This is a genomic window from Paenibacillus sp. P32E (genome assembly GCF_001909085.1).
Lineage (GTDB): Bacteria > Bacillota > Bacilli > Paenibacillales > Paenibacillaceae > Paenibacillus_AQ > Paenibacillus_AQ helianthi.
The window spans coordinates 137,737-160,852 of record NZ_LVYY01000003.1 but is presented as its reverse complement, the minus strand read 5'-3'; the positions used below and the strand labels follow the sequence as shown (position 1 = coordinate 160,852).

The following is a 23,116-nucleotide window of genomic DNA, read 5'->3' as shown; positions in this document are numbered from 1 at the left end:
CTGCCTACAGTGTATGAGCCAAATATCTGGTATATCCCTCACATTTAAGATAAACTTTCAGGCGGAACGAATCCGGAGTGATTTCATGGACTGTCCATACCGGAGCTGCTGCCTGTCTCGTCTCCCGCAGGATTGGTATTCGGTGTACCGGAATTCTTAGAATCGTCCATTCCGCCTGTGGAACTGTTATTTCCCGCGTTGCCTCCGCTTGGAACCGATGGCCCTGTCTGGCTCCCGCCTGTGGGAGGAGCGGGGATGGCAATTCCAGGCGCGTTGCTGCCATTCTCTCCGACAGGCTGACCCTGGTTATCGTAGTAGTACATCGGGACATCGCCCACCACCATCAGATAGGAAACGGGAATTTCCGTATCCACAACCTGCGGTTCTACATCGAACGGGATAATGACTGCCACTTCTGTGACGATATGAATATAGACTTCGACCAGAATCATATTGATTCCGGCATCCTGCTGCCGGGTGTTCAGCTCCACCTTCACCGCACCTTGCGGTTCAATCTTGACCGGCACATTCGGACCGTAGGAGGCAATCAGCGAGCTTCCCAATGCCTGGCCTAGCGGAATATGCTCTGTCTGATTGTGCAGCTCCTTCAACGTGGATTGTATCACCTCTGCCGCCTGTGAGGTAATGCGCATATGCTCCTTATAATTAAGCATAAAGCCTGATATTTTACCGTTCTTGTCCGTTTTCCAGTCAATCAGTGCTTCGGCGTTTCCCTTGTCGGCCACTTGGGAGGTGATCGCCTTATTAATCGATTCCGTGGCAATCTGCTTCACACGGATTTGCGCCAAATGAAGAATAGGCGGCCGTAAATTCTTTTCCACATAACGCAGGCTCTGCATGACCGACAGAATAAGCACCAGACTGAAAATAATCCAGAATCTGCCCCGATTACGCGGTTTCTGACTCGGTCCCTTCGACACAGAGGCCATGTTCCCCCTCTCCATCCGGCCCGGCAGACGGAGAAGAATTCTGCGCTTCGGCTTTCCATACCGTCCCCCTTGAACGGATTGCCGGCCGCCCGCTTTGGAGGGCTTGGCCCGGAATGCCGGACTTGCGCCTGCAAATCTTGGGATGCCATCCTTCGTTGGCCTGGCCTTGAACGCCGGGCTCCGTCCCGCGGCTCTCGGAATGCCGTCCCAGCTGAGCTTGGGTAGCCGCAGCCGCCGCAAACCCGGGACTCTTGCGCTTCGGCTCCCCCATTTTTTAATTCTGCCCATCCCCTCTGTCCCTCCCCGCCTTCCCGGAGGTCAAGCTGCCTCCGGTTACTATAGGCTATTCGGGAACGGTAAAAAAAAGAAGAATGTTCCCCGGGTACATTCCCGTAAGAAACATTCCTCATTATTTTGCCACAATCGCTATTCCATCCGGCTCCGCCTATCCTCCTGCAGATGTCCCCAGTGGCGGCGGATAAAGATAGCAATAAGAACAACGACAAATACCCCATACCAGGTCAAGAACCTGTTCCATTCCTCTCTTGGTACAACAAGTGTTGAACTGATCGTTCCGAACAGCCAGATATAAGAAAGATTGCCAAGAACCGTCCCCCAGATAAAAGCCGGTACCTTAATCGGCGACACGGCCGACATGAAGTTAATAATATTGCTGGGTACGACCGGGACCGTCCGCAGCAGCACCAGTGTCCAGATACCATAACGGTCCAGGTAGCGCTGCCACTTGTCATACCGCTTCAGCTTGGAGCGCCATTTCCGGTCGAACCAGTCGAAGAGAAACCGCCGAAAGAGGAAGTAGGTGAGGATTGCCCCCAAATTGCAGGCCAGCCAACTGATGACCATTCCTCCGATTACATTAAATACAGACACATGAAGGACAATAAGGATCGCCAGGGGGAAAAATCCGAACAGACTCTGCAATATGGCTAGCGGAATAGTGACGAACAGGATATACGGTCCGCTGAGTCCGAGTGATTGCAGCAGCCAATCGATCCAGGCATTAATGGTCTCCGTCATGGAGCGGCCTCCTTTCTTGCATCCTTGGACCAGCGCGAATCATATAAATTCTTGTATTTCAAGAAAAACACCCCTTACGGGGTGTCTAATAAATGAATCTGATTAGTGCATGTAATATGAAGGAACAGAATTTTAGCGTACAAGTTACAAATTTGTAGCCTTATGTTCCATACATCATAGCATACATTTTTAGCTGCTGCAAAATTCCGCAGATTCAAAAGAACAGTTATTCGATGCCGGCTATCCAGCTGTTTACTTGATTCTCATGCTCCGAAACCCAGACCTTCGCCGCGTCCTCGGGTGACATGCCTCCCTGGATATCCACCATTACCTGTGCCATATCCTCAGCTGTCCATTGGAACTGATCCAAGAACCGATAGACTGCCGGCATGTCCTCCTTCATGCCTTTGCGGACCATGGTGTGGATCTGCTCGGCTCCGCCATAGATGCCTAGTCAAAATTGAAGAAGCGATTAAATACTACCGCTGGCTGCTGAAGCTGATTGAAGCACTGGAAACCGGCAAAATTTTCGAACTGATTCCTAAAGAATCTTAGGGCATTCTGCATCATTCCCCTCATCTCCACGTAAAAAACAGCCGAGATCCTGAATCACAGGACTTCGGCTGTTTGACGTTTAAATAGAATACTTATGCCCCTTACGGAGCTTCTGCCAATCTTACATTATCAATAAAAATATGATGGCCTGCCTGTATCGCGCTGTTAGTGCTGTCACTGTTGCCTGCAATCAGACCCATGAGGAAGACCAGATGCGCTCCGGCATCCGTGCCGCCCGCCATGGTGAAAGTGTAGCTGTAAGTGCTCATGCTGCCCGTCAATGCGACAGCTTTTGCCGGTAAATATTTCGTGAAATCCCCGCCCTTATGCTCCACAGCAACTTCAATCAAACGGTCCAAATCGGAGCGGGCTTCAAAACTCAGCGTATACGTCTTGCCCTGCACCAGCTTCAAATTGGCATAATCCACCTGTGCACTGTAATTGGCTGTTCCCGTACCCGTCAGCGCGACAGACAGTTCTCCGTTCACCGCAGCAGCAGATCCAGTGCCATCGAAGTATTGCGTCCATCCAGAGAGGCCTTTTGCTGCATCGAAGACTCCATTATCCAGCGTACCGCTGGCCGGTTCCACAGGAGCACCACCTCCGCCTTCCACTTCTGTAACCCTGATGTCGTCAAAGGAGAGCGTATGCGGCGTGCTATTCGCCGTCTTGTTGTCGCCCATGGCCGCACCGATCAGGTAATTCAGCTTCAGCGGACTATTGTTATCTACGGTAAATTGTGCGCTGTAGGTCGCCCAGGTCGCGGAAACCTCGAACTTCGCCTGCGACGCTGCAGCAGAGGTGCCGCTGTACTCCACGATAATCTGTCTTGGAACGGTCGACTTGGCTTTGAAGCTGAGCTCATAGGTCTTGCCGGCCTGAAGCGGAATGCCCTCCTGGAAAAACTGCGTATGCCAGGCGGCCGTTCCGGCAACAGAAATCCCTATCTCCGCAACACCCTCATTGACGTTAAACGAAGATACCCCGCCTTCTCCCGACCAGGTAGACCATCCGCTTTTACCGCTGGCAAATGAACCGTTCACGACCAGATTGTTGTCATTCGCCAGAATAGTCTGGGATACGGCAGCACTGACATAGCCTTCAGCTTCCACCGAAATGATATAGCTGCCTTCAGCCGGGAAAGCAGCTGCGGCTATCGTAATTTTGCCTGCTTCTACGGTGTACTGCCCCACTGCAAGCGCAGTGCCGTTCACCTTCACCGTCTTGATGCTGCTGCGCCAGGCTGCATTCTCAGTGAAAGTCAGTTCTACCGGCTGGGATACCCGATTATTCGTACTGTCACCGAGCAGCTCCTGCGGCTTGGCCGGCGCATTCTTGATCTCCAATTTCACATTGTCGATCATAATCTCATGCGCCTGTGCAACACTCACACCATCCACCTTGCCCAGCAGGAATTTCAGCGACAGGGTGTCGTTGATCCCTTGGCGGAATTCGAATCTGTAATGAGCGGTATCCGGTGTAATCTTCACGATCTGGGCAAAAGAAGGCTGAATCGAAGCATTCTCCGCTCTGATACTAATTTGCCGGGCAACACTTGAACTTGCATCGAATTCAAGGACGTAATCCTGACCGCTGGCAACCTTCAGCCCATTCTGGAACAGCATTACCGAATAGGGCTGGCTTCCGGTATTGGTAATCTGAAATGTGGCTGCCCCTTTCGTAACCGCAGCGGTGCTTGCTCCGCCCTGCTCCGTCAGCAGCCGCTCCCAGCTGTTAAAGCCAAAGCTGAAATCCCCGTTCAACAGCGGGTAATAAACCAGCGAAGGATCATAGTAGAAGCTGGTCCGCACCAGCAGGAAGTTATCCAGCTGGATGGTGCCCGCGGCTCCGCCAAGATGGAGTACAAATTGTCCCAGCGTATCGGTTGCTCCCGCGAGATCAGGGAATACAGCCTCCACCTGCTGGGCTCCCTTCTTCAGAGGGATTGTCTTAGAAGCGTAGACCGTGCCATCTCTGCCCTGCAGCTCAATTACTGCAGTACGCGGGGAAGGCACATCCGCGTCAAAGGTAAGCTTATAATCCTGATCCTGCACCAGGAATATCCCTTTCTGCAACAGACGGACATCGGAGTCCCCACTGCCAGAACCGCTGATCTGCAGGTTTAAGCGGCCTGCATCGTCCACCTTCGGGCTGACCGCTGCTCCTCCGGAGGCTTCGGCATGCCAGTAGCTGAGCCGGTTCGGCTCGCCCAGATCAAAGGTGCCGTTGTACAGATGGTTGCCGCTGCCCAGCGGCGTTTTCGCCCGGTCATGATCGAATGGAATACTGTCGATCTCTTCGAGACGCGCGTTGCCGAACCATACCGGAGAAGCATTTGTACCCAAGTTGAATTCTACCCGGGCGGCAATGTCGGAGTTCTCCTTCATCTGGAACATGGTTTCGAAATGCTTCAGCGATGAAGTCAGCTCGGCCTTAAGTGACGGTGAATAGGCCTGATAACCACGGGACTGCCCGCCCGTCAGCCGGACGCTGATATTCCGCGAAGTATCCGTCTTCGCGTCGAAGCTGAGCTTGTAGGTTCTTCCTTTGGCCAGCGACACAATGGCCTGTGGCTGAATGGAGTAGGAATTGCCCCCAGGGCTGGTTATATTCACCTTAAGGTAATTCTGCCCGCCAATCGGATCAAGCGATACCGCCGCTTCCGCTCCGGCTTCCTTATACAGCACCCAATGGGCGGTATTCGGGATGCCCATTCCGGCATCGCCCCCCGTCTGCTCGGTGAAGCCGTTGTTATGAATCAGGTTGCCATCTGCAAGCGGCGGCAGTGAACCTTCAAGATACGGCTCCTTCGCAATCGTGACGGGTACCGGCTCGCGGTAAGGGCGGCCTGTCAACTCGTAGACTCTGACGTAATCGATTTCCATGGTCTGCGGAAATACCGTCTCCGCTGTAGGGTTGCCGTCGAAATTCCCACCCACCGCCAGGTTCATCAGCAGATGAAACTCCTGGTTGAACGGTGCCGGATAAGCGTTGTTCACCGGCTGGCCGTTACTTAGGCTATACCAGTCATTTTTGGTGGAATACAGTACGCCGTCCACATACCAGCGGATTTCCCCCGGCTCCCATTCCATGGAATAGGTGTGGAACTGCTCTATCGTTGAGTTGCCCGGCAATACATATTCCTTGCCTGAATATACATTGTCAGGCCACTGGGCACCGTAATGGATCGTACCCGCAACCGTGCCTGGACGGCTGCCCCAGCTTTCCATAATATCGATTTCTCCGGAGGCCGCCCATGAACCGTAGACATAGTTCGCCGGCAGCATCCAGATCGCCGGCCAGTAGCCTTTGCCTACAGGCGCTTTAGCCCGGATTTCGAATTTACCGTATTTCTTGCTGAACAAATTCTTCGTTTTGATCCGGGAGGAGGTGTATTCCTTGCCTCCCTGTGCTTCTTTACGGGCGGTAATGATCAGCTTTCCGTCCGCTTCCTTCACATTTTTCGCTTCATTGGTGTACCATTCCAACTCATTGTTGCCCCAGCCCGGATTGCCGACTGCCGTGCCGTCCCCGAGGTCATAGGTCCACTTCGCCGGGTCTATGGTATTGTCGTTGAACTCGTCATTCCACACCAGCGTCCAAGGATCGGCCGCAGGAGTTGGAGTTGGCTTAGCCGTTGGTGTGGCTGTCGCGGTCGGCTTAGCCGTTGCGGCCGGTGTAGCCGTTGCGGTTGGCGTGACCGTGCCGGATGAGCCGGCCGGCACCTGGGTCGCGGCTGGCGTTACGGTGACTGCACCGCTGCTGCCCTGCTTCAGCGGAACGCCGCCGGCGGTGACGCCTTCAGCGTTGTTCAGAACAGCGCCGAAGGTGCCGCTGCCCTGAAGGGAAGTGCCCTTGGCAGTCGCGGCAAGCAGCAGCTCTGCGACCCGGGCATCATCTGCCAGCATAACCTGGCTCGGACTGCCCAGGGTTAGCTTGCTTACCTTGCCGGAGAGCATCAGTCTAAGGCCGCCATTAACTGATCCTGCTGTGGAGACAGCAGAGAAGCTGCCTTTTAACGCTGCTGCCTTAACACCGTTTAAGATTTCCACATCCGTGAATCCCGCTCCTGTTAGTCCGTTCTCCTCAAGCGTAGCTCCCGAGTTCAGCTGCACCGTTCCAACCGAGGTGGTGCCACTGGCATAAATGCGGATTTTTCCATCAGGCTTGGCAGCCTGCACTCTGCCTATCTCACTGTTCTGGAGACCCACGCTGTGCTCACCGCCGCCGCGGATAAAGGTTGTGCCCGTCACTTTTACCCTTTCAAGCAGGGCATTCCCTTCACCAATTCCCTCCGTGAGGTAGAGATTCCCCTCAATCACGGTGTCTTTTAGTGTGATCCCGGCTTGGTTCAGCACCACATTTCCTTGCACCTTTCCAAGTGTGGCTTCCCCTTTCGAGCGCAGCAGCCCCGGCACCATCCGATCTGCAAGGACTGCGAGCTCCGCACGGGATATTCTCCCCTCCGGCTTGAACAAGCTGCCCGGATAGCCCTTAATATATCCCGCGGCCGCAAGTGCCGCCGCTGCTTCCCCTACCTCGCTGTCCACTCCGGTCAAATCGGTGTAAGCCGTTTGCCCTCCCGCTTCCAGCTTGAAAATCTTCTGCAAAGCCACGGCCGCCTCGGCACGCGTTAACGGAGCTGCGGGTGTCAGATGATTGTCCTTGCCCGTGCTTAAATAGCCTGCCGCGATGCCCTTGGCAATATCGCTCCTGTACCATGCAGATGCAGGTACATCAGCAGGGAGGGTGGCAGCTTCCACGGTGTAGTTAAAGATGCGGTTAATCATCACGGCAAATTCCGCTTTCGTCACCGGAGCATTGGGCCGGAACGTGCCGTCCCCATAGCCGCTGACAACTCCATTCCCGCTCCAGCGCTGAACCCCACGGGCTGCCCAGCTATCTGCCGGCACATCAGTAAACGCTTTCAATACAGCGTAGCCGGATGGATTCCCCTCCGCTGCCGTTACGCTGTTTGTCTGCAAAGCTGAATCATTCTCTGCCGTCTGACCGGAGGCAGCTTCTGCGCGGCCCCCGCCGCTGCCCAGCGGTGACAAAAGCCCTGAGGCCAGAACCATGGCAGCAAGCAGACCGGATACCTTTTTCTTCATCCTGTTCATTCCCTCCCGAAGTCCTATTGTTCATTCCCGCGTAAAATCGAAATCGGTTTCGAAAATATCTGCGCCAACACCCTCTAATTCGTGCAACCCATGCCCGTCCGCGCACTTCTCATACAATATCCGTTTGACTTGCTACGGCAAGTTGAATAGACTTAAATTCATGAATAAGCGCGGCGTAGCAGTCTTTTGGACTGAATGCACGGATAAGCGGAGGTTGGATTTCCATGCAAATGAATATTAAAAAAATTGCTGAAATGGCGGGTGTCTCCGTCTCTACCGTTTCGAAAATCATGAATAATTATAGCGATGTTTCCGAAAAAACAAAAAAGAGGGTCATGGAAATTATCGAGCAGACCGGATACTCCCCCTCCAACTCCGCCAAGACACTTGCCACCAAGAAGTCCAGCCTGATCGGGGTTATTTTTGCCGGTGAGCTTAATGTTGAATTTACGCATCCATTTTTTGTGGAGGTGCTGAATTCCTTCAAGAAGCAGATGGGTGTGCTGGGCTACGATCTGATCTTCTTCTCCAACGAGAAGTTCATTAGCAGCGGAGATTATTACTCCCGTTGTCTGCATTTTAATGTCGACGGCTGCGTCATTATCTCCGGGCAAAAGATGGAGCCGGCGATCCGCGATCTCGATAGGAGCAGCATCCCCTGCATCGGCGTAGACCTGGAGCTGACAGGCACAAAGTCCGGATTTGTGATGTCGGACAATTTCCAGATCGCCTCCAAGGTGGTGGAGCACTTCTATCTGCTCGGGCACAGAGAGCTTGGGTTCATCGGAAGTACGGCGGACTCGGAGATCTCCAACCAGCGGGAAGCCGGATACGTAAAAGCGATTGAAAGCTTCGGCCTGACCCTGAACCGCAAGTGGTTCGTGCATGGGGACGACTTCTTCGAATCCAGCGGCTACGCGGCGATGCAGCAGCTGCTGAAGACCGGAAGCTTGCCAAAAGCGGTCTTCGCCGCCTCCGATCTGCTCGCCCTGGGTGCGGTCCGGGCCTTGAAGGAACAGGGCCTGCGGATCCCCGAGGATGTGGCCATCATCGGCTGTGATGATATCGAAGCCTGCAAATACACCAGCCCCACACTGACCACCATCCGCCAGAACAAAGAACGCCTCGGTGTACTCGCGGCACATATGCTCTTCGACCTCATCAACAATCAGTCGGACGGCGGTTCCTTTGTCGTCGAACCGGCGCTGATCGTCCGCGAATCCTGCGGCAGCCGTTTGACCGGTTAACCCGAAAGCAGGCTTGCCGCGAGCTGGTGAACCCTTGACGTCAGCTTTCTATTAACGGTGAGCCTCACCAGCATACTCGCTTTCCTTTGAAGGCCCTTAAGTATCCAAGCAGCTAAAGTACTTATGCAGCACCCTCACACTATCATCATCAGCAACGTCAGCTACCCATGGCGATCTTAGAAATCTGTAACGACCTTACAGTACTCTCAGCAGTCCTCCCTCCGGCGAAACTTTTACTTTTTTAAGCAGACAACACTATTCGAAAACACTTTCGATAATATAATCCCTTATTTGTTGTAAGGGTTCAAGGCACTGTTTTTCTGGTTTTGGGCGTCATTTTTCGGTTAGAGAGGGGTGGGAGGTGAGACCTCGGGGGCCAGTGCCAGCTTCACCAATTGCCCTGCATGCGTTAACCCCGCACCAAAGCCATACAGCAGAATCTGCTGGCCGTTCACGACCTTACCCTCGCGGATACCAAGATCCAGGGCAAGCGGAATGCTGGCGGCTGAAGTATTCCCGAAATATTCAAGACTGTATAATGCCTGCTCAAAAGGATAATTCAACCGCTCACAGATCGGTTCAATCATCCGCAAATTGGCGCTGTGCGGAATGAACCAGTCCACCTGGTCCAGGCTGATTCCGGCATGGTTCAGCACCTGCTGCACACCCTGAGGCACGGTACGTACCGCCCAGCGGAACACTTCACGGCCATTTTGCACCAGCTTGCCAGTGTCTATAAGATCTATCTCATTCACCCTGTGCGACAGGCCTGTGCGGTATACATGATGCGCCCCGCTGCCGTCACTGCCCAGATGGAACCCGGCGAAGCCATCCATTTGTTCATCGCTCTCCACCAGCACAGCCCCAGCCCCGTCACCAAAAAGGATACAGGTGCTCCGGTCGGTATAGTCTGTAATTTTAGATAACGCATCCGCCCCAAGAACCAGCACCTTGCGGTGCAGACCGGAAGCCACGTAGGCATGTGCCGTATGCAGCGCATAGACAAATCCGGCGCAGGCTGCACTCATGTCCATTGCTCCGGCTGTAGGCTGAATCCCCAGACGGTTCTGCAGAATGGATGCAACCGAAGGAAAAGGGAAATCAGGCGTGCTTGTGGCCACGAGAATCATATCGACATCCTGCACGCTTTTACCGTAACGTTTCATCAGATCCAGCACAGCGGCTGCACATAAATCACTGGTGTATTCATCCTCACGGCTAATTCGGCGTTCACGGATTCCGGTCCGCTGGACAATCCACTCATTATCGGTATCCACGATCTGCTCCAGATCGCTATTCGTAAGTCTCCGGGCCGGAACGTAAGCTCCGATTGCGGTAATTTTGGCACCCTTCAAAAGTATCACCCCATAGTTTAGTATCTGATCTTAGTACTTGGTACTAATTATAGCCTCAAGCGTTCTATATTGCAAAACGTTTTCCCGAACCAACCCGGCAAAAGCAAACCTTCTATTATCTATTACCTTTCCCCTTCGAACTTAAGCAGCAAAAAAAACCGCAGCCCCCAAACGGGCCACGGCTTCATATCAATACTTTTCACTTAACTGTTGACCGGCTCAACTGTAACCCGCTCGATCAGCTTTTCCGGTTTGACGGTGTTTTTGGACCGGCAGTTCATAAGCTCGACCTCTTCCCCGTTCTCAATGTAGAAAGCTGGGCCTTCGTGATTCTCAACCGTCACCTGGTGGAATTGCACATCCCGTACATATCCCAGATAAAAGCCCCGGCCCTTCATCGGCTCAAGCCCTGTCATCATATCCGGAGCTCCGGGTACCGCATTCTTCGCCATTGAGATATCCACGTTCGCGAATGTAATCTCCGAGACATGCTGCTCCGCAAGTCCATACAGAAATCCCGCAGCAGCATGGACATTCTTGGCTGTAATATTGGCATAATGAATCCGGCGAAAACAAGGCGTTTCAGCGGTAACGGGATAGGGATTTTTGTCCCAGACGTATTTCTCCTTGCCGCGTGGTCCGCAGAAATAATACAGATTGAGCGTAAAAGGGCAAATAACGTCCTCCATCACAATATTGCTGATACGGATATCTTCAATAATCCCGCCTCGGCCGCGTCTGGATTTCATGCGGATTCCACGGTCGGTCTGCTTGAACACACAGTTGCTGATTGTCACATTGCGGATGTCGCCGCTCATCTCACTGCCGAGCACAACCGCTCCATGTCCATGGACCATCGTGCAGTTGGTGATGGTGATGTTCTCGCAGGGAATACGCTCCAGTGTGTCTTCGGTCCCCGCTTTGATCGCGATGCAGTCATCGCCCACATCAATGTGACAGTTGCTGATATGAACACCCGAGCAGGATTCGGGGTTGATTCCATCCGTATTCGGCGAGTCTGCCGGGTTCAGGATGGATACATTGTCAATCGTCACATTGCTGCAGCCGATAGGATTCACTGTCCAGCTCGGTGAATTCATCAGCGACACATCCTTGATGGTAACCCGCCGGCAACCGCTGAGACCGATCAACGTCGGGCGCGGATGCTCAAGCTGCTCCGGATGATTCCTGTGCTTCTCCCACCACGGAGTACCATTGCCGTTAATGGTACCGCTACCGGTAATGGAGATGTTGACCAAATCCTTACCGAAGATGCAGGGGGAATGCACCTCCCGCTTCACACCCTCCCATCTGGACTCCACTGCCGGAAAGTCCTGCGGAAGGGTGCTGAATGACAGCACTGCCCCCGGACTTAAGTGCAATTCAATATTACTGCGGAGCTGGATTGCCCCGGTCAAAAAGTCCCCGCAGGGATATATACCGTCCCTCCACCCGCCTCACCCGCCGCTGCAACCGCAGCCGCAATCGCGCTTGTGGCGGGTTCGCCAGTGTCCCGCAGGGCTCCATAATCGACAATATTAAACACCCGCTACACTCCTTCCATGAAATTAACGGAATTTCCTCCGAGGGTTCACCTCTGATGGGCCCGTTCCGGGCCAGTTAGGCGGAACCAGAGGTATTTCTACCTCTGATTAGTCCGTTCCGGGCCAGGTGGACGGAACTAGAGGTATTTTTACCTCTGATTGGTCCGTTCCGGGCCAGGTGGACGGGACCAGAGGTATTTCTACCTCTGATGGGGCCGTTCCGGGCCAGTTAGGCGGAACCAGAGGTATTTCTACCTCTGATGGGGCCGTTCCGAGCCAGATGGACGAAACCAGAGGTATTTCTACCTCTGATGGGGCCGTTCCGAGCCAGATGGACGAAACCAGAGGTATTTCTACCTCTGATGGGGCCGGTTCTGGCCAGGTGGCGGTGCTCCTAACTTGCGCGGCGACAGCCTCCTGCGAATAATCCCGCCGCCCCCTCCGCGCTATTCTCAACCCTCAGACGCCGCTCCGCCATACAAAGACTGCATCTCCACACACGCCATGACCAGTGCGCCCACGCCGTGCAGATCATTGCTGACCTTCGGGCGGGTGACGTAGTTCTCGTAATCACCCGCCGATGTTCCGATGCAGATGTCGGGCAGAATCAGCCTGCCCTCTGCGTCCGGCTGCAGCACCCGGATCAAGCCCTCATACCCCTTGCGGGCAGCGGCCAATGCCCCGGGTGGAGCGATGCCGTGCTTCACAGCCTTGGCAATCGTATAGACGAACAAGCAGGAGCCCGAGGTCTCCAGCCAGTTATCCGGCTGGCTGCCTTTGTCGACCACCTGATACCACAGTCCGCTCTCCCCATCCTGATACCGGATGAGAGCTTCGACGAAGCTGCCCAGTTCGGCAGCGAGCTCCGCTCTACCCGGATCGCCGGCAGGTAGCAGATCCAGAAACTGCGAGACGGCGAGGCCGTACCAGCCCAGCGACCGGCTCCAGAACTCCGGGGAGCAGCCGGTTTGCGGGTTCGCCCAGGGCATGCGTTTGCTCTCATCCCAGGCATGGTACAGGAGTCCCGTGGCCTCATCCTTCATATGCCTCCGCATCAGCCGCTCCTGATGCAGTACGGTTTCTCGCAGGCCGGTTCCGCCATAGGCATTGGCATATTTGATGGAGAATACTCCGGCCATATACAGTCCATCCAGCCACATTTGGTTCGGATATTTATCTTTATGCCAGTATCCGCCTTCCGAGGTCTGGTTCAGCGTCAGCAGCAGGTTGCGCAGCTTATCGGCGGCAATCCGGTACTTCGACTGGCCGGTCCGCTCATGCAGCGTGAACAGCAGCAATCCTGCTTGAACCGCATCCAACTCGTCCCGGGCAAAATACAAATTGCCGTTCTCATCCACCAGATCATCGACGTATTGCTGAATATATGCAATATAGCGGTCCTCCTGGACAGCTTCCCACAATAGTTCCATACCGCATAGGAACACACCCTGATGGTAATGCCAGCGGTGGGCTGGAGGCAGCTCTCCTGCTTTATAAGTATCCATTAAAGAATCACAGACCTGTTGTGCCCATTCCATAGGTGTTACCGGCAGACTGCCTATCATCTCCATACCCCTTCCACTATATAAGTAACACTCCTGTAGTTCCAAACTCCCCCTCCGCACCTCTTACTAACCCTTCATCGATCCCAGCATGGCACCCTTGGCAAAATGCTTCTGCAGGAACGGATAGACCATCAGAATCGGCAGCGTAGCCACCACGATAACCGCCATCTTAATCGTCTGATCCGGCGGCGGATTGGTCGCATCCAGGGAGGAACTGTAGTCCATCCCGCTCGCGAGCACCACGATTTGCCGGAGCAGCACCTGAATGGGCCATTTCGCACTATTATCCAGGTATAGGATCGCAGTCATGTAGGTGTTCCAGTAAGTAACAGCATAGAACAGGGAAATCGTTGCAATCGCCGGCAAGGACAGGGGCAGCACAATCCGGAACAGGATGCCGAAGTCGTTGCAGCCGTCGATTTTAGCCGATTCTTCAAGGCCCTCAGGGATATTCTGAAAGAAGTTTTTCAGGATAATCATATTGAATGCACTAATCGCCGAAGGCAGAATCAGGGCCGCATACGAGTCGATCAGACCCAGCTCCTTCACCACCAGGAAGGTGGGAATCATTCCGCCATGGAACAGCATCGTGAACACCACGAGAAAGTTGAAGACATTGCGCCCGTCCAGATCCCTTCTGGAGAGCCCATAGGCCATAAGGGCAGTGATGAACATACTGAACAGCGTGCCAACGAGTGTAACCCCTATGGAAACACCCATTGCTCTAAAAATCGTGTCCGTCGAGAAAATAAACTTATACGCGTCAAGGCTCCACACCTTGGGAATCAGCACAAACTTGTTGGCCGCAATCTCAGCGCTTGTGGTGAATGATCCGGCAACCACGTGCACAAACGGCAGCACGGTGATCAGGGTAATGAGGGCAAGCAGTGTAAAGTTCACAGCAGAAAAGATTCTGCCGCCGATCGTGCGATCTTCTACCATTTCAATTCCTCCCGCTGGTTCTCAATAAACGCCTTCTTCGCCCATTTTTTTGGACAATTTGTTGACCGACATAACCATAATCAGTCCGATCACGGATTTGAAGAATCCGATAGCCGTACTATAGCTGAACTGCCCTTGTCTGAGTCCTGCCGTGTACACATACGTATCAATAATTTCCGCAACCTCTCGGTTCATGGAGTTCAGCAGCAGATATACATGTTCAAATCCAAGATCGAGCACGGAACCAATTTTCAGAATAAGCAATGTAATGATGACGCCGCGGATCGCCGGGAGGGTAATATGCCAGATTTGTCTGAGCCGTCCGGCTCCGTCCATGCGTGCAGCTTCATAGAGTCCGGGGTCAATAGCCGCAATCGAAGCCAGATAAATAATCGTCCCCCAGCCCGCTTCCCGCCAAATGACTTGAAGGATATACATCGGCCTGAACCAGCCGGGACTCAGCAGGAAATTAATCTTTTCAAAACCGAAATAGGCCAGCAGCTCGTTGATAATCCCGCCGTCCATCGTAACCATGACAAATGAAATCGACACAACGATAACCCAAGACATGAAATGGGGCAAATAGATGAGCGTCTGAAAGGTTCTTTTGAAAAAGCTGCCTCTCAGCTCATTCAACATTAACGCCAGAATAATCGGAACCGGAAAATAAAATAAAATGTTCATTCCGAACAAAATCAAGGTGTTCCCCAGAATATTAAGGAAATCCGGCTCCGCAAATAAACGGTGAAAATGCTTCAGCCCCACCCAATCACTTCCTGTTATCCCCTGGTAAGGCTTGTAATCCTGAAACGAGATGATCAGACCGTACATCGGCAAATATTTAAAAACCACAAAATACAGCACACCCGGAATCAGCATGACGTAGAGCAATTTGTTTCTCCACAGACGTTTTTTGAGCTCACTGCTGCTCTTATAGCTCTTGGGCTTCAGCTCGGGAACCACACCAGGCTGAGCGGAGACTTCCTGCATAATACTCTTCCTTTCTGCTTCATAATTGGTGCCTGACTGCCGGCTCGCCAAGAGAATCCGAAAAGACTGCTGAACTACCGTTGTTAGCAGCCTTTTCAGCTTCATTTGTATTCAGTTACTACAAAACTGCTGCCTACTTCTTATACACGGCATTGTATTCTTCAATAATCTTCTGGCCGCCGCGGTCTTTCCAGGCCTGCACTTCTTTTTCGAATCCGGCCTTGTCGATTTGTCCGTACATATATTTGTATGTGGCATCTGTAATGATCTGTTGAAGCTCTACGCCCTTGGAAGTATAGGTAGGGGAATCCAGCGCAGCCGTAGGATCAGCCACACCTACCTTCACATTCTCCAGCAGCAATTCTTCAGCATGGATTCGGCCTGGAAGCACATTCAGACTTTGGTACATGCCATTCGTATCCGCTTCACCGATTACACTGTCCTTGTAGCCCTTAACCTCACGCTCAATCAACTCTTTGTCATCAGCAGGTTTGGCTCTGCCGTCTACGACAGTGTAGTGGGTCCCTTCAATGCCCCAGTACATCAGGTTGGCAACCTCAGGAGTCATCATCTTGTCATAGAACGCCAGAATTTTCTTCAGCTCTGCCTCATCCTTGACTGCAGATTTCGGGAACAGCACCACATTGTTGTAGCCCGGAATCATCCATTGCGCGAACTTTCCGTCCGGTCCGGCAACCATACTGTGCGTATCCAGCACGGCATCCGGGAAATTCTTAATCAGGTCTTTGTTCAGGGTATCAATATCCTGCATCGAGCCCCCGATATACATCCCCGCTTTGCCGCTGACGAACATTTTTACCGCATCCGTTTTACTGGTCGCCGCGAAATCCTGGTTCATGTACCCAGCATCGCGGGCTTTTTTGAAGAAATCCATCGTGTCAAAATACTGCGGGAACGTAAATTCCGGCTCCAGCTGTCCATCCTTCTCTCCCCAGTTGTTCGGTGTGCCGAACCAGGAGGATACGGTTTTGAATGCACCATAGACCAGTTCGTTACGGTCCACGATACCTACGGTATCTTTGTTGCCGTTGCCATCCGGGTCCTGCTCCGTGAACGCCTTGGCCATGGCAAACAGCTCATCCACATTCGCCGGCGGCTTCAGGCCCAGCTTGTCGGCCCAGTCTTTGCGGTAAATGATGCCCTGGCGTGCCAGCGGCCGTCCAATGTACAGGGTATACAGCTTGCCGTCCACCTTGGTATTGTTCAGAATTTCCGGCTTCAGCTTATTGAGATTCGGGAACTCGCTTAAGAGTGGTCCGATCTCCCAGAACTGCCCGTCCTTGATCGACTCTTTCATCTGGAGGAAAGTGGTCTGGTTCTTCAAATACGTAACCTGCGGCAGAGAGCCCGTGGCGAACGAGGAGTTCAGTTTCTCTTCATACGTATCCGCCGGGTAGAACTGATAGGTGAGCTTCGTATTCGTTAACTTCTCCACTTCCGTCTTAATCGTATCCGGTGGAGTCTCTGACGTGTTCAGTGGAAGCATAATCTTGATCTCTGTCGGTTTCTCCGGCTCCGGTGCCTTAGTTGCGGTGTCTGTTCCGCCGCTGGGGCCCGCATTGCTCGGGGATGCTTCGTTATTCTTGTTGTTGTTTCCTGAACACGCTGTCAACATGCTGAACGTGAGCAGTGCAGACAGGAGCAGGGTGAAGGATTTTTTGTTCATGCCAATTTGACCTCCGTTTAACTTGTATTGGTTACAAGCCTCACATTACAGCGTCCAGGAGGTTACGAATACAATCATTTGCTCATAAAGGGGCCTTTCTGCGGCGTTCTGGGGAAATGATTATCGTGGTAACGGGAGCATTGAACTGAAAGCTGGGCGGGCGTGGGAGGTGGCGGGCGTGACTGCGGGGAATGTTTGGACTTTCGGCCGCTGTTATGTTTGGATTTCTCTAATTATAGACCGCTGCTAGCGGTAGAAATCCAAACATAAAGGCGGACGCTGACGCTCCTACAGTTCCAAACTTCCCCTCCGCCACTCCCACCTCCCTTGCGGGTGGTTTTAAGTTCAATGCAGGGAGGAAGAGCAGAAAAAACCCGCCGCATGAATCTGCGGCGGGGGCAGGAAGCAAGCTTATTCTTGGCAGAAACAGAACTGATCCATTTTGTTAACTAATATGTTAATATGTACAATATAGTTTATTCCATTTTTATGTAAATAAACATCTGTTTTTTTGAAATAAGGGATGGTTTTATGACAAAAAAACAAAAACTTCATTCGTTTCAATAATTATATTACTAGTTTTAGGAGCCACAATAAGTCTCCAAATGTATAAAAATAAAATGAATCAAGAAATTCAATCTTACTTATTTAACCAAAGAGGTTACACAAAAATAGATATAAATAAAATATATACACAAGTTGGAAAGGCCCCATTGGTAAGTACAACTGTTATTTTCAATGATGATAAAGACAATAGATATTTCTACCGCAAAGAGAAGGAGCGAATATATCAATATAGTATGGCACCTGTACAGGGTGTAGATGATGGTCATCAGCAATACAAGCACAAAGAAAACTGACGATAAACATAAAAATAACGGAGAGGGTTTGCCTTTTGGGTTTTGCCTCCCTGCTACGTACTACGCTACAAATATGTCACGGAAAAAAGTTCGAATGGAGTTCAGCAGCAGCCGCCTCCCCATACTCCTGAATAATCAGATTGCCGCCGCCTGCCTTCTGCTTCTCTACCTCCTGGCGGAAGCCTTCGGCGGAGATATTGCCCAGGATATAATTGTAGGTGGCATCCACGATAATGGCCTCAGCTCGGTATTCTTTTCGTCAAAGGTTGCCGAGCTGAGGCTGACGGTCGGATCATCGACCAGGAACTGCTCATTGTCTTCGCTAATCTGGTCAGCGAGAGCGGTCAGCTGCTCTTTTTGCGCCACCTCCATAATGTTCTTGTTGCCGATATCCGCGATCATCAGGGAGTAGAGCGGGCTCACCTCATTCACACGCAGCTGCGAGGTTTCTTCAGGGAGAAACTATACTTTGGAAAGGGGGAATAATGGTGAATCCAAAAAAAACTGTAAAATATATTTTTATTTTCTACTTAATCTTGGTCTTCAATTTTGTCATTATAAAGTTCTTTGGTGATTTCGGAAGTCTGATTGATCGCATCAAAGATAGAATAGAATTAATAAAAAACGGTTATTGGCATTTACAAATAAGACCTTTTGAAACTCTTTGGCCTTCAATTAAGTTGATAATGTCAGGCACTGGCGGGCCAGCTATGCATAATTTAATCGCTAATGTAATTGTGTTTATACCAATGGGCCTGTTAATCCCCATGCTTTTATCTAAACCGAGCTTCGTAAAAGCAATAGGGATTTCCATTGGGTTAATTGCAACAGTTGAATTGCTTCAGTTTATCACTCTACTTGGAGTTGCTGATATAGATGATGTTATCGTTAATACCAGCGGGGCCATAATTGGCTATATTTTTTATTCAATAGTAAAAACATTTATTACATCCATAAGGACGTAATAAATGTTTTTACTAGATTTCCCGGCCAAAAAGGTCAATGAGTCGCACCACTCCATCTGTGGGTCACAATCAAGGTGGATTCGCTCTTGCTCTCATTGTGGTGCTTATTACGAGCTGACAACGAGTGTAAAAGAATATCTATTCAATCCTATTCCCTCTCCGCCGCCTTCTCCGCCTCCCCATACTCCTGAATAATCAGATTGCCGCCGCCTGCCTTCCACTTCTCTACCTCCTGGCGGAAGCCTTCGGCGGAGATATTGCCCAGGATATAATTGTAGGTAGCATCCACGATAATGGCCGAGAGCTCGGTATTCTTTTCGTCAAAGGTTGGTGAGCTGAGGCTGACGGTCGGATCATCGACCAGGAACTGCTCATTGTCTTCGCTGAGCTGGTCAGCGAGGGCGGTCAGCTGCTCTTTTTGCGCCACCTCCATAATGTTCTTGTTGCCGATATCCGCGATCATCAGGGAGTAGAGCGGACTCACCTCATTCACACGAAGCTGCGAGGTTTCCTCCGGGAGAATCACTTTGCCGTCCTCCAGCTTATAGTGCCGCCCTTCAAATCCGTATTTCATCAGATTGGCGACATCCTTATCCATCGTCCGGTCAAAAAATCCGAGTACTTCCTTCAGCTCCTTCTCCGTGGCAATGGCCTTTTTGGAAAAGAGATAGAGTCCGTTGTAGTTGGGAATGGACCATACCTTGTAGCCATCCGGCCCTTGGATCCGGTTAATCAAGGTCAGCTCGGCGGCGGGATTGCTGGCTTGGGCCTCAATCGAGAGACGCTGCACATCGGTCATACTCCCGATGAACATGCCAGCGCTGCCCCGTATGAACTTATCCCGCTGCACCTCCTTGCTGGTCAAGGCGAAATCCTGATTCATCATTTTTCCATTGTACAATTGCTTCATAAAGTTCATCGTATCCATATATTCAGGCGTCTCAAATTCAGGGATGAACTGGCCGTTCACCAGCTTCCAGTTATTCGGCGTACCGAAGTAGGAGCTAAGCGTCTTGAATACTCCATACACCAGATCATTGCGGTCAACCAGGCCCAGCGTATCCGGTTTTCCGTTGCCGTCGGGGTCATTATAGGTGAACTCCTTGATGACGTTATACAGCTCCTCCAGCGTCTGCGGTTTGTTCAAATGGAGACGATCGAGCCAATCCTTGCGGATGATAATCCCTTGTCTGGAGGATGGGCGCTCCGTGTACAGGCCGTAGAACTTCCCGTCCACAGCAGTCTGATTCAGAATTGAGGGGTCCAGTTGCTTCAGGTTCGGGAAATCCTTAAGATAGGGACCAATCTCCCAGAAGGCCCCCGAGCGGATTGCATTTTTGACCAGATTATAATCCGTAACCTTTACAAAAGTGACTTTACCCAGGGAGCCGGTCGCCATCGCCGTATTCATTTTGTCGGTATAGACGCCCTCTGGAACCCAAGTGATCTCCAGCCCCACACCGGTCAGCTTCTCAATCTCCGCAACAATATCTTTGGCCGGGGTTTGAGGGAAATGGAGCGGTGCCAGGATGGAAATCGACGGAACCTCTCCGCCGGAGCCGCTGCCTGCAGCATCCTCCCCGCTGCAAGCGCTTAACATAATCATCATCACAAGCAGAACAAGCACACAGCTATATCGGGCAGCCCTGCGCCCCAAGTCCGGTCTGAACATCCATGTATCCTCCTGGCCTATAAATTATACATTTCACTCCTAATTGATGTACAAATTGCATTTGATAGGGATAAATAGAGAAAATGATTATTGCGGCACCAGATGATTATTGTTATTATCCTTCGTGATGCATACACTGAAGACAGGCGACTGCTTCTAATTCATGCAAAAGGTGCTGAATCTATTGAAACATTTAAGCTTCCTGAACAAATTAACCATTTTCGCCTTTGTCCTCAGCACATTGCCTGTGCTGTTCATTGGTTCTTTTTCTTACTTCACATCCTCCAGCGAAATTCAAAAAAATGTTAACCGTAACAAAAAGGAACTTATTTTACAAATTACATCAAATGTAGAGCATAAGCTGGCTACTGTCAATCAGACCTTAAATCAGGTCGTGAACTCCTCTGTATTGAAAAAGGCTCTGAACAATCCGTTAAATGTAACCGATTTCATTTTATATAATGACATACGTACAGAAATTCGCAATATGCAATCTTTTGACACAAAGCTGGAGGATGTGATCCTGCTGAACCAGCGGCAGAACTGGATGATCAAAAATTCCGGGCTCTACCGTCTGAATGAATACGAGAATTACGAGCAGCTGACCAACCTGATTAATCTGCCTGACGAAACTTCCTGGGTCCTGAATCCCGCTTCCCTGTTCTACAGTGAGGAGAGCATTAACGTCACGGGGTGTGAATACAGCATCAGCCTGATCAAGAAGCTGCCCACTACCAAGCTGCAAAAATACGGGCTGGCGATTGCCAATATTCCGGCCTGCAGCCTGCAGGATTTCATCAATTCCGATCTGCAGCCACTGGACAGCATTATCGTTCTGGACAGCTCCGGACGAATTCTGCTGCACCCGGACCGGAGCCTCATCGGCCAGCCGGCTGCAGCCAGCGGCTTCAAGGATTTCGCGCAAATTTCCAGCGCCGCCAGCCCATCGGGGCAATTCAAGACCGTAATGGACAAAAAGGATTATTCCATCACCTATACGCGTTCCCAGCAAAACGGCTGGATCTATCTTTCGGTGACTTCAATTGCAAGTCTGACCAAAGAGTCTAACAAAATCGGAACCTACACCGTATATGTATGTACTCTCATGCTGCTGCTCTCCGTTCTGCTGGCCTGGCTCGGCTCCCGCAAAATGTACACGCCCATAGAGCGTCTGCTGAACCAGATGGGCCAGCGCAAGCCGGATATCCGAAAACGGCATACGAATGAGTTTCAGATCATCGGCGAGCAGGTCCATCATCTGTTCCAGTCCAAGTCCCAGCTCGAGAAGGAGGTTGCCCAGCATATCCAGCAGGTGCGAACCTTTGTCCTAATCAAGGCCTTTCAGGGGAATATCAAGAAACGGGAGCTGCTGGAGGAGCTGGAGCAATTCGGCTACCAGACCCAGCTGGAGGAATGGCAGACCATGGCTGTAATTACGACCAGTATTGACTTCTCCGAAGAGAACAGCTATCAGAAAAAAGATCTCAGCCTGCTGCTGTTCGCCGTACATAATATGATCGAAGAGCTGGTCCCCTCAAGTAACCGGCTGGCGCCGGTGATCATGGACCACACCGTCGTGACGCTGATCGGGAGTGCAGACGGCGATGCAGAGTCTTTTCACAAAACACTCTATTCACTGACCGAATCACTGCAGCAGAAGATCAATAACTATCTGAAGCTTGCGGCCAGCATCGGGCTGAGCCTGCCCTTCCATGCCTTTGATAAAATGTCGATTGCGTACAGGGAAGGCCTTGAAGCCCTGAAACACCGGATCACGCTGGGTAAAGGCATCATTATTCAATATGAAAATATCAACTCCGGCAACCATTATCTCAATCTGAGCTATCCCACCCATAAAGAAAATGACCTGATGGACGCCATTAAGCTGGCGGATACCGAGAAGGCAAAGGACCTGCTGCACAAGGTGTTCAGCTGTATTTTCTCACCGGGGCTGTCCCCGCAGGAATGCCAGATTCCCCTGACACGCCTCTTGAACAATCTCCTGATAATGATGCAGGAATCAGGGATCAGCCTGAGCCAGATTCATCCGGTGAATGGCTCGTTATTCGAGGAGCTGACGGATATTCATATCGTTGCTGAGATTGAGGACTGGTTCTGGACGGTCGTCATCCAGCCGATGATCCGCATCTTTGGCAGCAGGCAGAATGCCCAGTACCATAATATCTCGGAGAAGCTGATCGATATCGTCCAGCATGATTATGACAAGGACCTCACCCTGGAGGAATGTGCTTCCCGGCTGCACTATAATGCCAACTATATCAGCAGTGTGTTCCGCAAGGAGACGCAATATTACTTCAGCGAATATCTCGCCATGTACCGGTTCAAGATGGCGAAGAAATGGCTGGAGGAGACCGACATGCCGATCAAGGACATTGCCGCCCGGCTGCGTTACAATAATTCGCAGAATTTCATCCGCTCGTTCCGGAAGCAGGAAGGGATGACCCCCGGCCAGTACCGCGAGAATGCCGGCGCAAGGCAGCGGGTGGTGCCGGATGATTATTGACGGAAGAATGTATAGCGTAAAGCCTATGAATTCCGGCATACTATTCCCAAAAAGCCGCGGCCCAGAAGGAGAAGGCTCCTTGGGACCACGGCTTTTTGGGCG

Annotated in this window: 16 protein-coding genes and 1 pseudogene; 5 read left to right on the top strand and 12 right to left on the bottom strand. The window is 51.6% G+C overall.

Annotation, left to right across the window (positions count from 1 at the left end; genetic code table 11):
* Positions 1-83: 83 nt before the first annotated feature.
* From yunB to A3848_RS04665, 4 genes are all read right to left on the bottom strand, one after another.
* A complete protein-coding gene (yunB, locus tag A3848_RS04685) occupies positions 84-1,238 on the bottom strand; it encodes a sporulation protein YunB (protein WP_305953421.1) in 1,155 nt (384 codons plus the stop codon).
* Between the two features lie 138 nt (positions 1,239-1,376).
* Positions 1,377-1,988 carry a TVP38/TMEM64 family protein gene (locus tag A3848_RS04680; protein WP_074083790.1) on the bottom strand — a complete coding sequence of 204 codons (612 nt, stop codon included), beginning with the start codon at positions 1,986-1,988 and terminating at the stop codon, positions 1,377-1,379.
* A 226-nt stretch (positions 1,989-2,214) separates the two neighbouring features.
* Positions 2,215-2,436, bottom strand: coding sequence for a glycine betaine ABC transporter substrate-binding protein (locus tag A3848_RS04675; protein WP_371916081.1), 222 nt, complete (start codon positions 2,434-2,436; stop codon positions 2,215-2,217).
* Positions 2,437-2,644: 208 nt separating this feature from the next.
* Positions 2,645-7,654 (bottom strand): carbohydrate binding domain-containing protein, encoded by a 5,010-nt coding sequence (locus tag A3848_RS04665; protein WP_074083788.1) that lies wholly within the window; start codon positions 7,652-7,654, stop codon positions 2,645-2,647.
* A gap of 239 nt (positions 7,655-7,893) precedes the next feature.
* On the opposite strand from A3848_RS04665, the gene A3848_RS04660 reads away from it, so the two are divergent.
* Positions 7,894-8,910, top strand: coding sequence for a LacI family DNA-binding transcriptional regulator (locus A3848_RS04660; protein ID WP_074083869.1), 1,017 nt, complete (start codon positions 7,894-7,896; stop codon positions 8,908-8,910).
* 344 nt (positions 8,911-9,254) lie between these two features.
* On the opposite strand, the gene A3848_RS04655 is transcribed toward A3848_RS04660, so the two are convergent.
* Both A3848_RS04655 and A3848_RS04650 read right to left on the bottom strand, forming a co-directional pair.
* The gene (locus A3848_RS04655; protein WP_083609727.1) at positions 9,255-10,265 is read right to left on the bottom strand and encodes a ketoacyl-ACP synthase III; all 1,011 of its coding nucleotides are present in this window, start codon (positions 10,263-10,265) and stop codon (positions 9,255-9,257) included.
* Between the two features lie 203 nt (positions 10,266-10,468).
* Positions 10,469-11,811, bottom strand: a pseudogene (locus A3848_RS04650) (glycoside hydrolase family 28 protein).
* Between the two features lie 125 nt (positions 11,812-11,936).
* Here A3848_RS04650 and A3848_RS32125 point away from each other — a divergent pair.
* Positions 11,937-12,236 carry a hypothetical protein gene (locus A3848_RS32125; protein WP_178381907.1) on the top strand — a complete coding sequence of 100 codons (300 nt, stop codon included), beginning with the start codon at positions 11,937-11,939 and terminating at the stop codon, positions 12,234-12,236.
* Between the two features lie 25 nt (positions 12,237-12,261).
* Here A3848_RS32125 and A3848_RS04645 read toward each other — a convergent pair whose 3' ends face one another.
* The 4 genes from A3848_RS04645 to A3848_RS04630 all read right to left on the bottom strand — a co-directional run bounded on the left by A3848_RS04645 (position 12,262) and on the right by A3848_RS04630 (position 16,993).
* Positions 12,262-13,374, bottom strand: a complete 1,113-nt coding sequence (locus A3848_RS04645; RefSeq protein ID WP_083611913.1) for a glycoside hydrolase family 88/105 protein — start codon at positions 13,372-13,374, stop codon at positions 12,262-12,264.
* Positions 13,375-13,440: 66 nt separating this feature from the next.
* The gene (locus A3848_RS04640; protein ID WP_074083786.1) at positions 13,441-14,316 is read right to left on the bottom strand and encodes a carbohydrate ABC transporter permease; all 876 of its coding nucleotides are present in this window, start codon (positions 14,314-14,316) and stop codon (positions 13,441-13,443) included.
* A 21-nt stretch (positions 14,317-14,337) separates the two neighbouring features.
* Positions 14,338-15,306 carry an ABC transporter permease gene (locus A3848_RS04635; RefSeq protein ID WP_074083867.1) on the bottom strand — a complete coding sequence of 323 codons (969 nt, stop codon included), beginning with the start codon at positions 15,304-15,306 and terminating at the stop codon, positions 14,338-14,340.
* A 133-nt stretch (positions 15,307-15,439) separates the two neighbouring features.
* Positions 15,440-16,993 (bottom strand): extracellular solute-binding protein, encoded by a 1,554-nt coding sequence (locus A3848_RS04630; RefSeq protein ID WP_074083785.1) that lies wholly within the window; start codon positions 16,991-16,993, stop codon positions 15,440-15,442.
* Positions 16,994-17,613: 620 nt separating this feature from the next.
* On the opposite strand from A3848_RS04630, the gene A3848_RS04625 reads away from it, so the two are divergent.
* Positions 17,614-17,853 (top strand): DUF3139 domain-containing protein, encoded by a 240-nt coding sequence (locus A3848_RS04625; RefSeq protein WP_143192145.1) that lies wholly within the window; start codon positions 17,614-17,616, stop codon positions 17,851-17,853.
* Between the two features lie 165 nt (positions 17,854-18,018).
* On the opposite strand, the gene A3848_RS31605 is transcribed toward A3848_RS04625, so the two are convergent.
* A complete protein-coding gene (locus tag A3848_RS31605; protein ID WP_244169836.1) occupies positions 18,019-18,285 on the bottom strand; it encodes a hypothetical protein in 267 nt (88 codons plus the stop codon).
* Between the two features lie 56 nt (positions 18,286-18,341).
* On the opposite strand from A3848_RS31605, the gene A3848_RS04620 reads away from it, so the two are divergent.
* Positions 18,342-18,818, top strand: a complete 477-nt coding sequence (locus tag A3848_RS04620; RefSeq protein WP_178381906.1) for a VanZ family protein — start codon at positions 18,342-18,344, stop codon at positions 18,816-18,818.
* Positions 18,819-18,966: 148 nt separating this feature from the next.
* On the opposite strand, the gene A3848_RS04615 is transcribed toward A3848_RS04620, so the two are convergent.
* Positions 18,967-20,490, bottom strand: coding sequence for an extracellular solute-binding protein (locus A3848_RS04615; RefSeq protein WP_074083782.1), 1,524 nt, complete (start codon positions 20,488-20,490; stop codon positions 18,967-18,969).
* 184 nt (positions 20,491-20,674) lie between these two features.
* Between A3848_RS04615 and A3848_RS04610 the strand changes: the two genes are divergently transcribed.
* Positions 20,675-23,014, top strand: a complete 2,340-nt coding sequence (locus A3848_RS04610; RefSeq protein ID WP_074083866.1) for an AraC family transcriptional regulator — start codon at positions 20,675-20,677, stop codon at positions 23,012-23,014.
* Positions 23,015-23,116: the final 102 nt, after the last annotated feature.

Excerpts from the sequence above, each read along its gene's own strand:
- yunB (WP_305953421.1), bottom strand. The coding sequence starts at position 1,238 with ATGGGCAGAATTAAAAAATGGGGGAGCCGAAGCGCAAGAGTCCCGGGT.
- A3848_RS04680 (WP_074083790.1), bottom strand. The coding sequence starts at position 1,988 with ATGACGGAGACCATTAATGCCTGGATCGATTGGCTGCTGCAATCACTC.
- A3848_RS04665 (WP_074083788.1), bottom strand. The coding sequence starts at position 7,654 with ATGAAGAAAAAGGTATCCGGTCTGCTTGCTGCCATGGTTCTGGCCTCA.
- A3848_RS04660 (WP_074083869.1), top strand. The coding sequence starts at position 7,894 with ATGAATATTAAAAAAATTGCTGAAATGGCGGGTGTCTCCGTCTCTACC.
- A3848_RS04645 (WP_083611913.1), bottom strand. The coding sequence starts at position 13,374 with ATGATAGGCAGTCTGCCGGTAACACCTATGGAATGGGCACAACAGGTC.
- A3848_RS04640 (WP_074083786.1), bottom strand. The coding sequence starts at position 14,316 with ATGGTAGAAGATCGCACGATCGGCGGCAGAATCTTTTCTGCTGTGAAC.
- A3848_RS04635 (WP_074083867.1), bottom strand. The coding sequence starts at position 15,306 with ATGCAGGAAGTCTCCGCTCAGCCTGGTGTGGTTCCCGAGCTGAAGCCC.
- A3848_RS04630 (WP_074083785.1), bottom strand. The coding sequence starts at position 16,993 with ATGAACAAAAAATCCTTCACCCTGCTCCTGTCTGCACTGCTCACGTTC.
- A3848_RS04625 (WP_143192145.1), top strand. The coding sequence starts at position 17,614 with ATGAATCAAGAAATTCAATCTTACTTATTTAACCAAAGAGGTTACACA.
- A3848_RS04615 (WP_074083782.1), bottom strand. The coding sequence starts at position 20,490 with ATGTTCAGACCGGACTTGGGGCGCAGGGCTGCCCGATATAGCTGTGTG.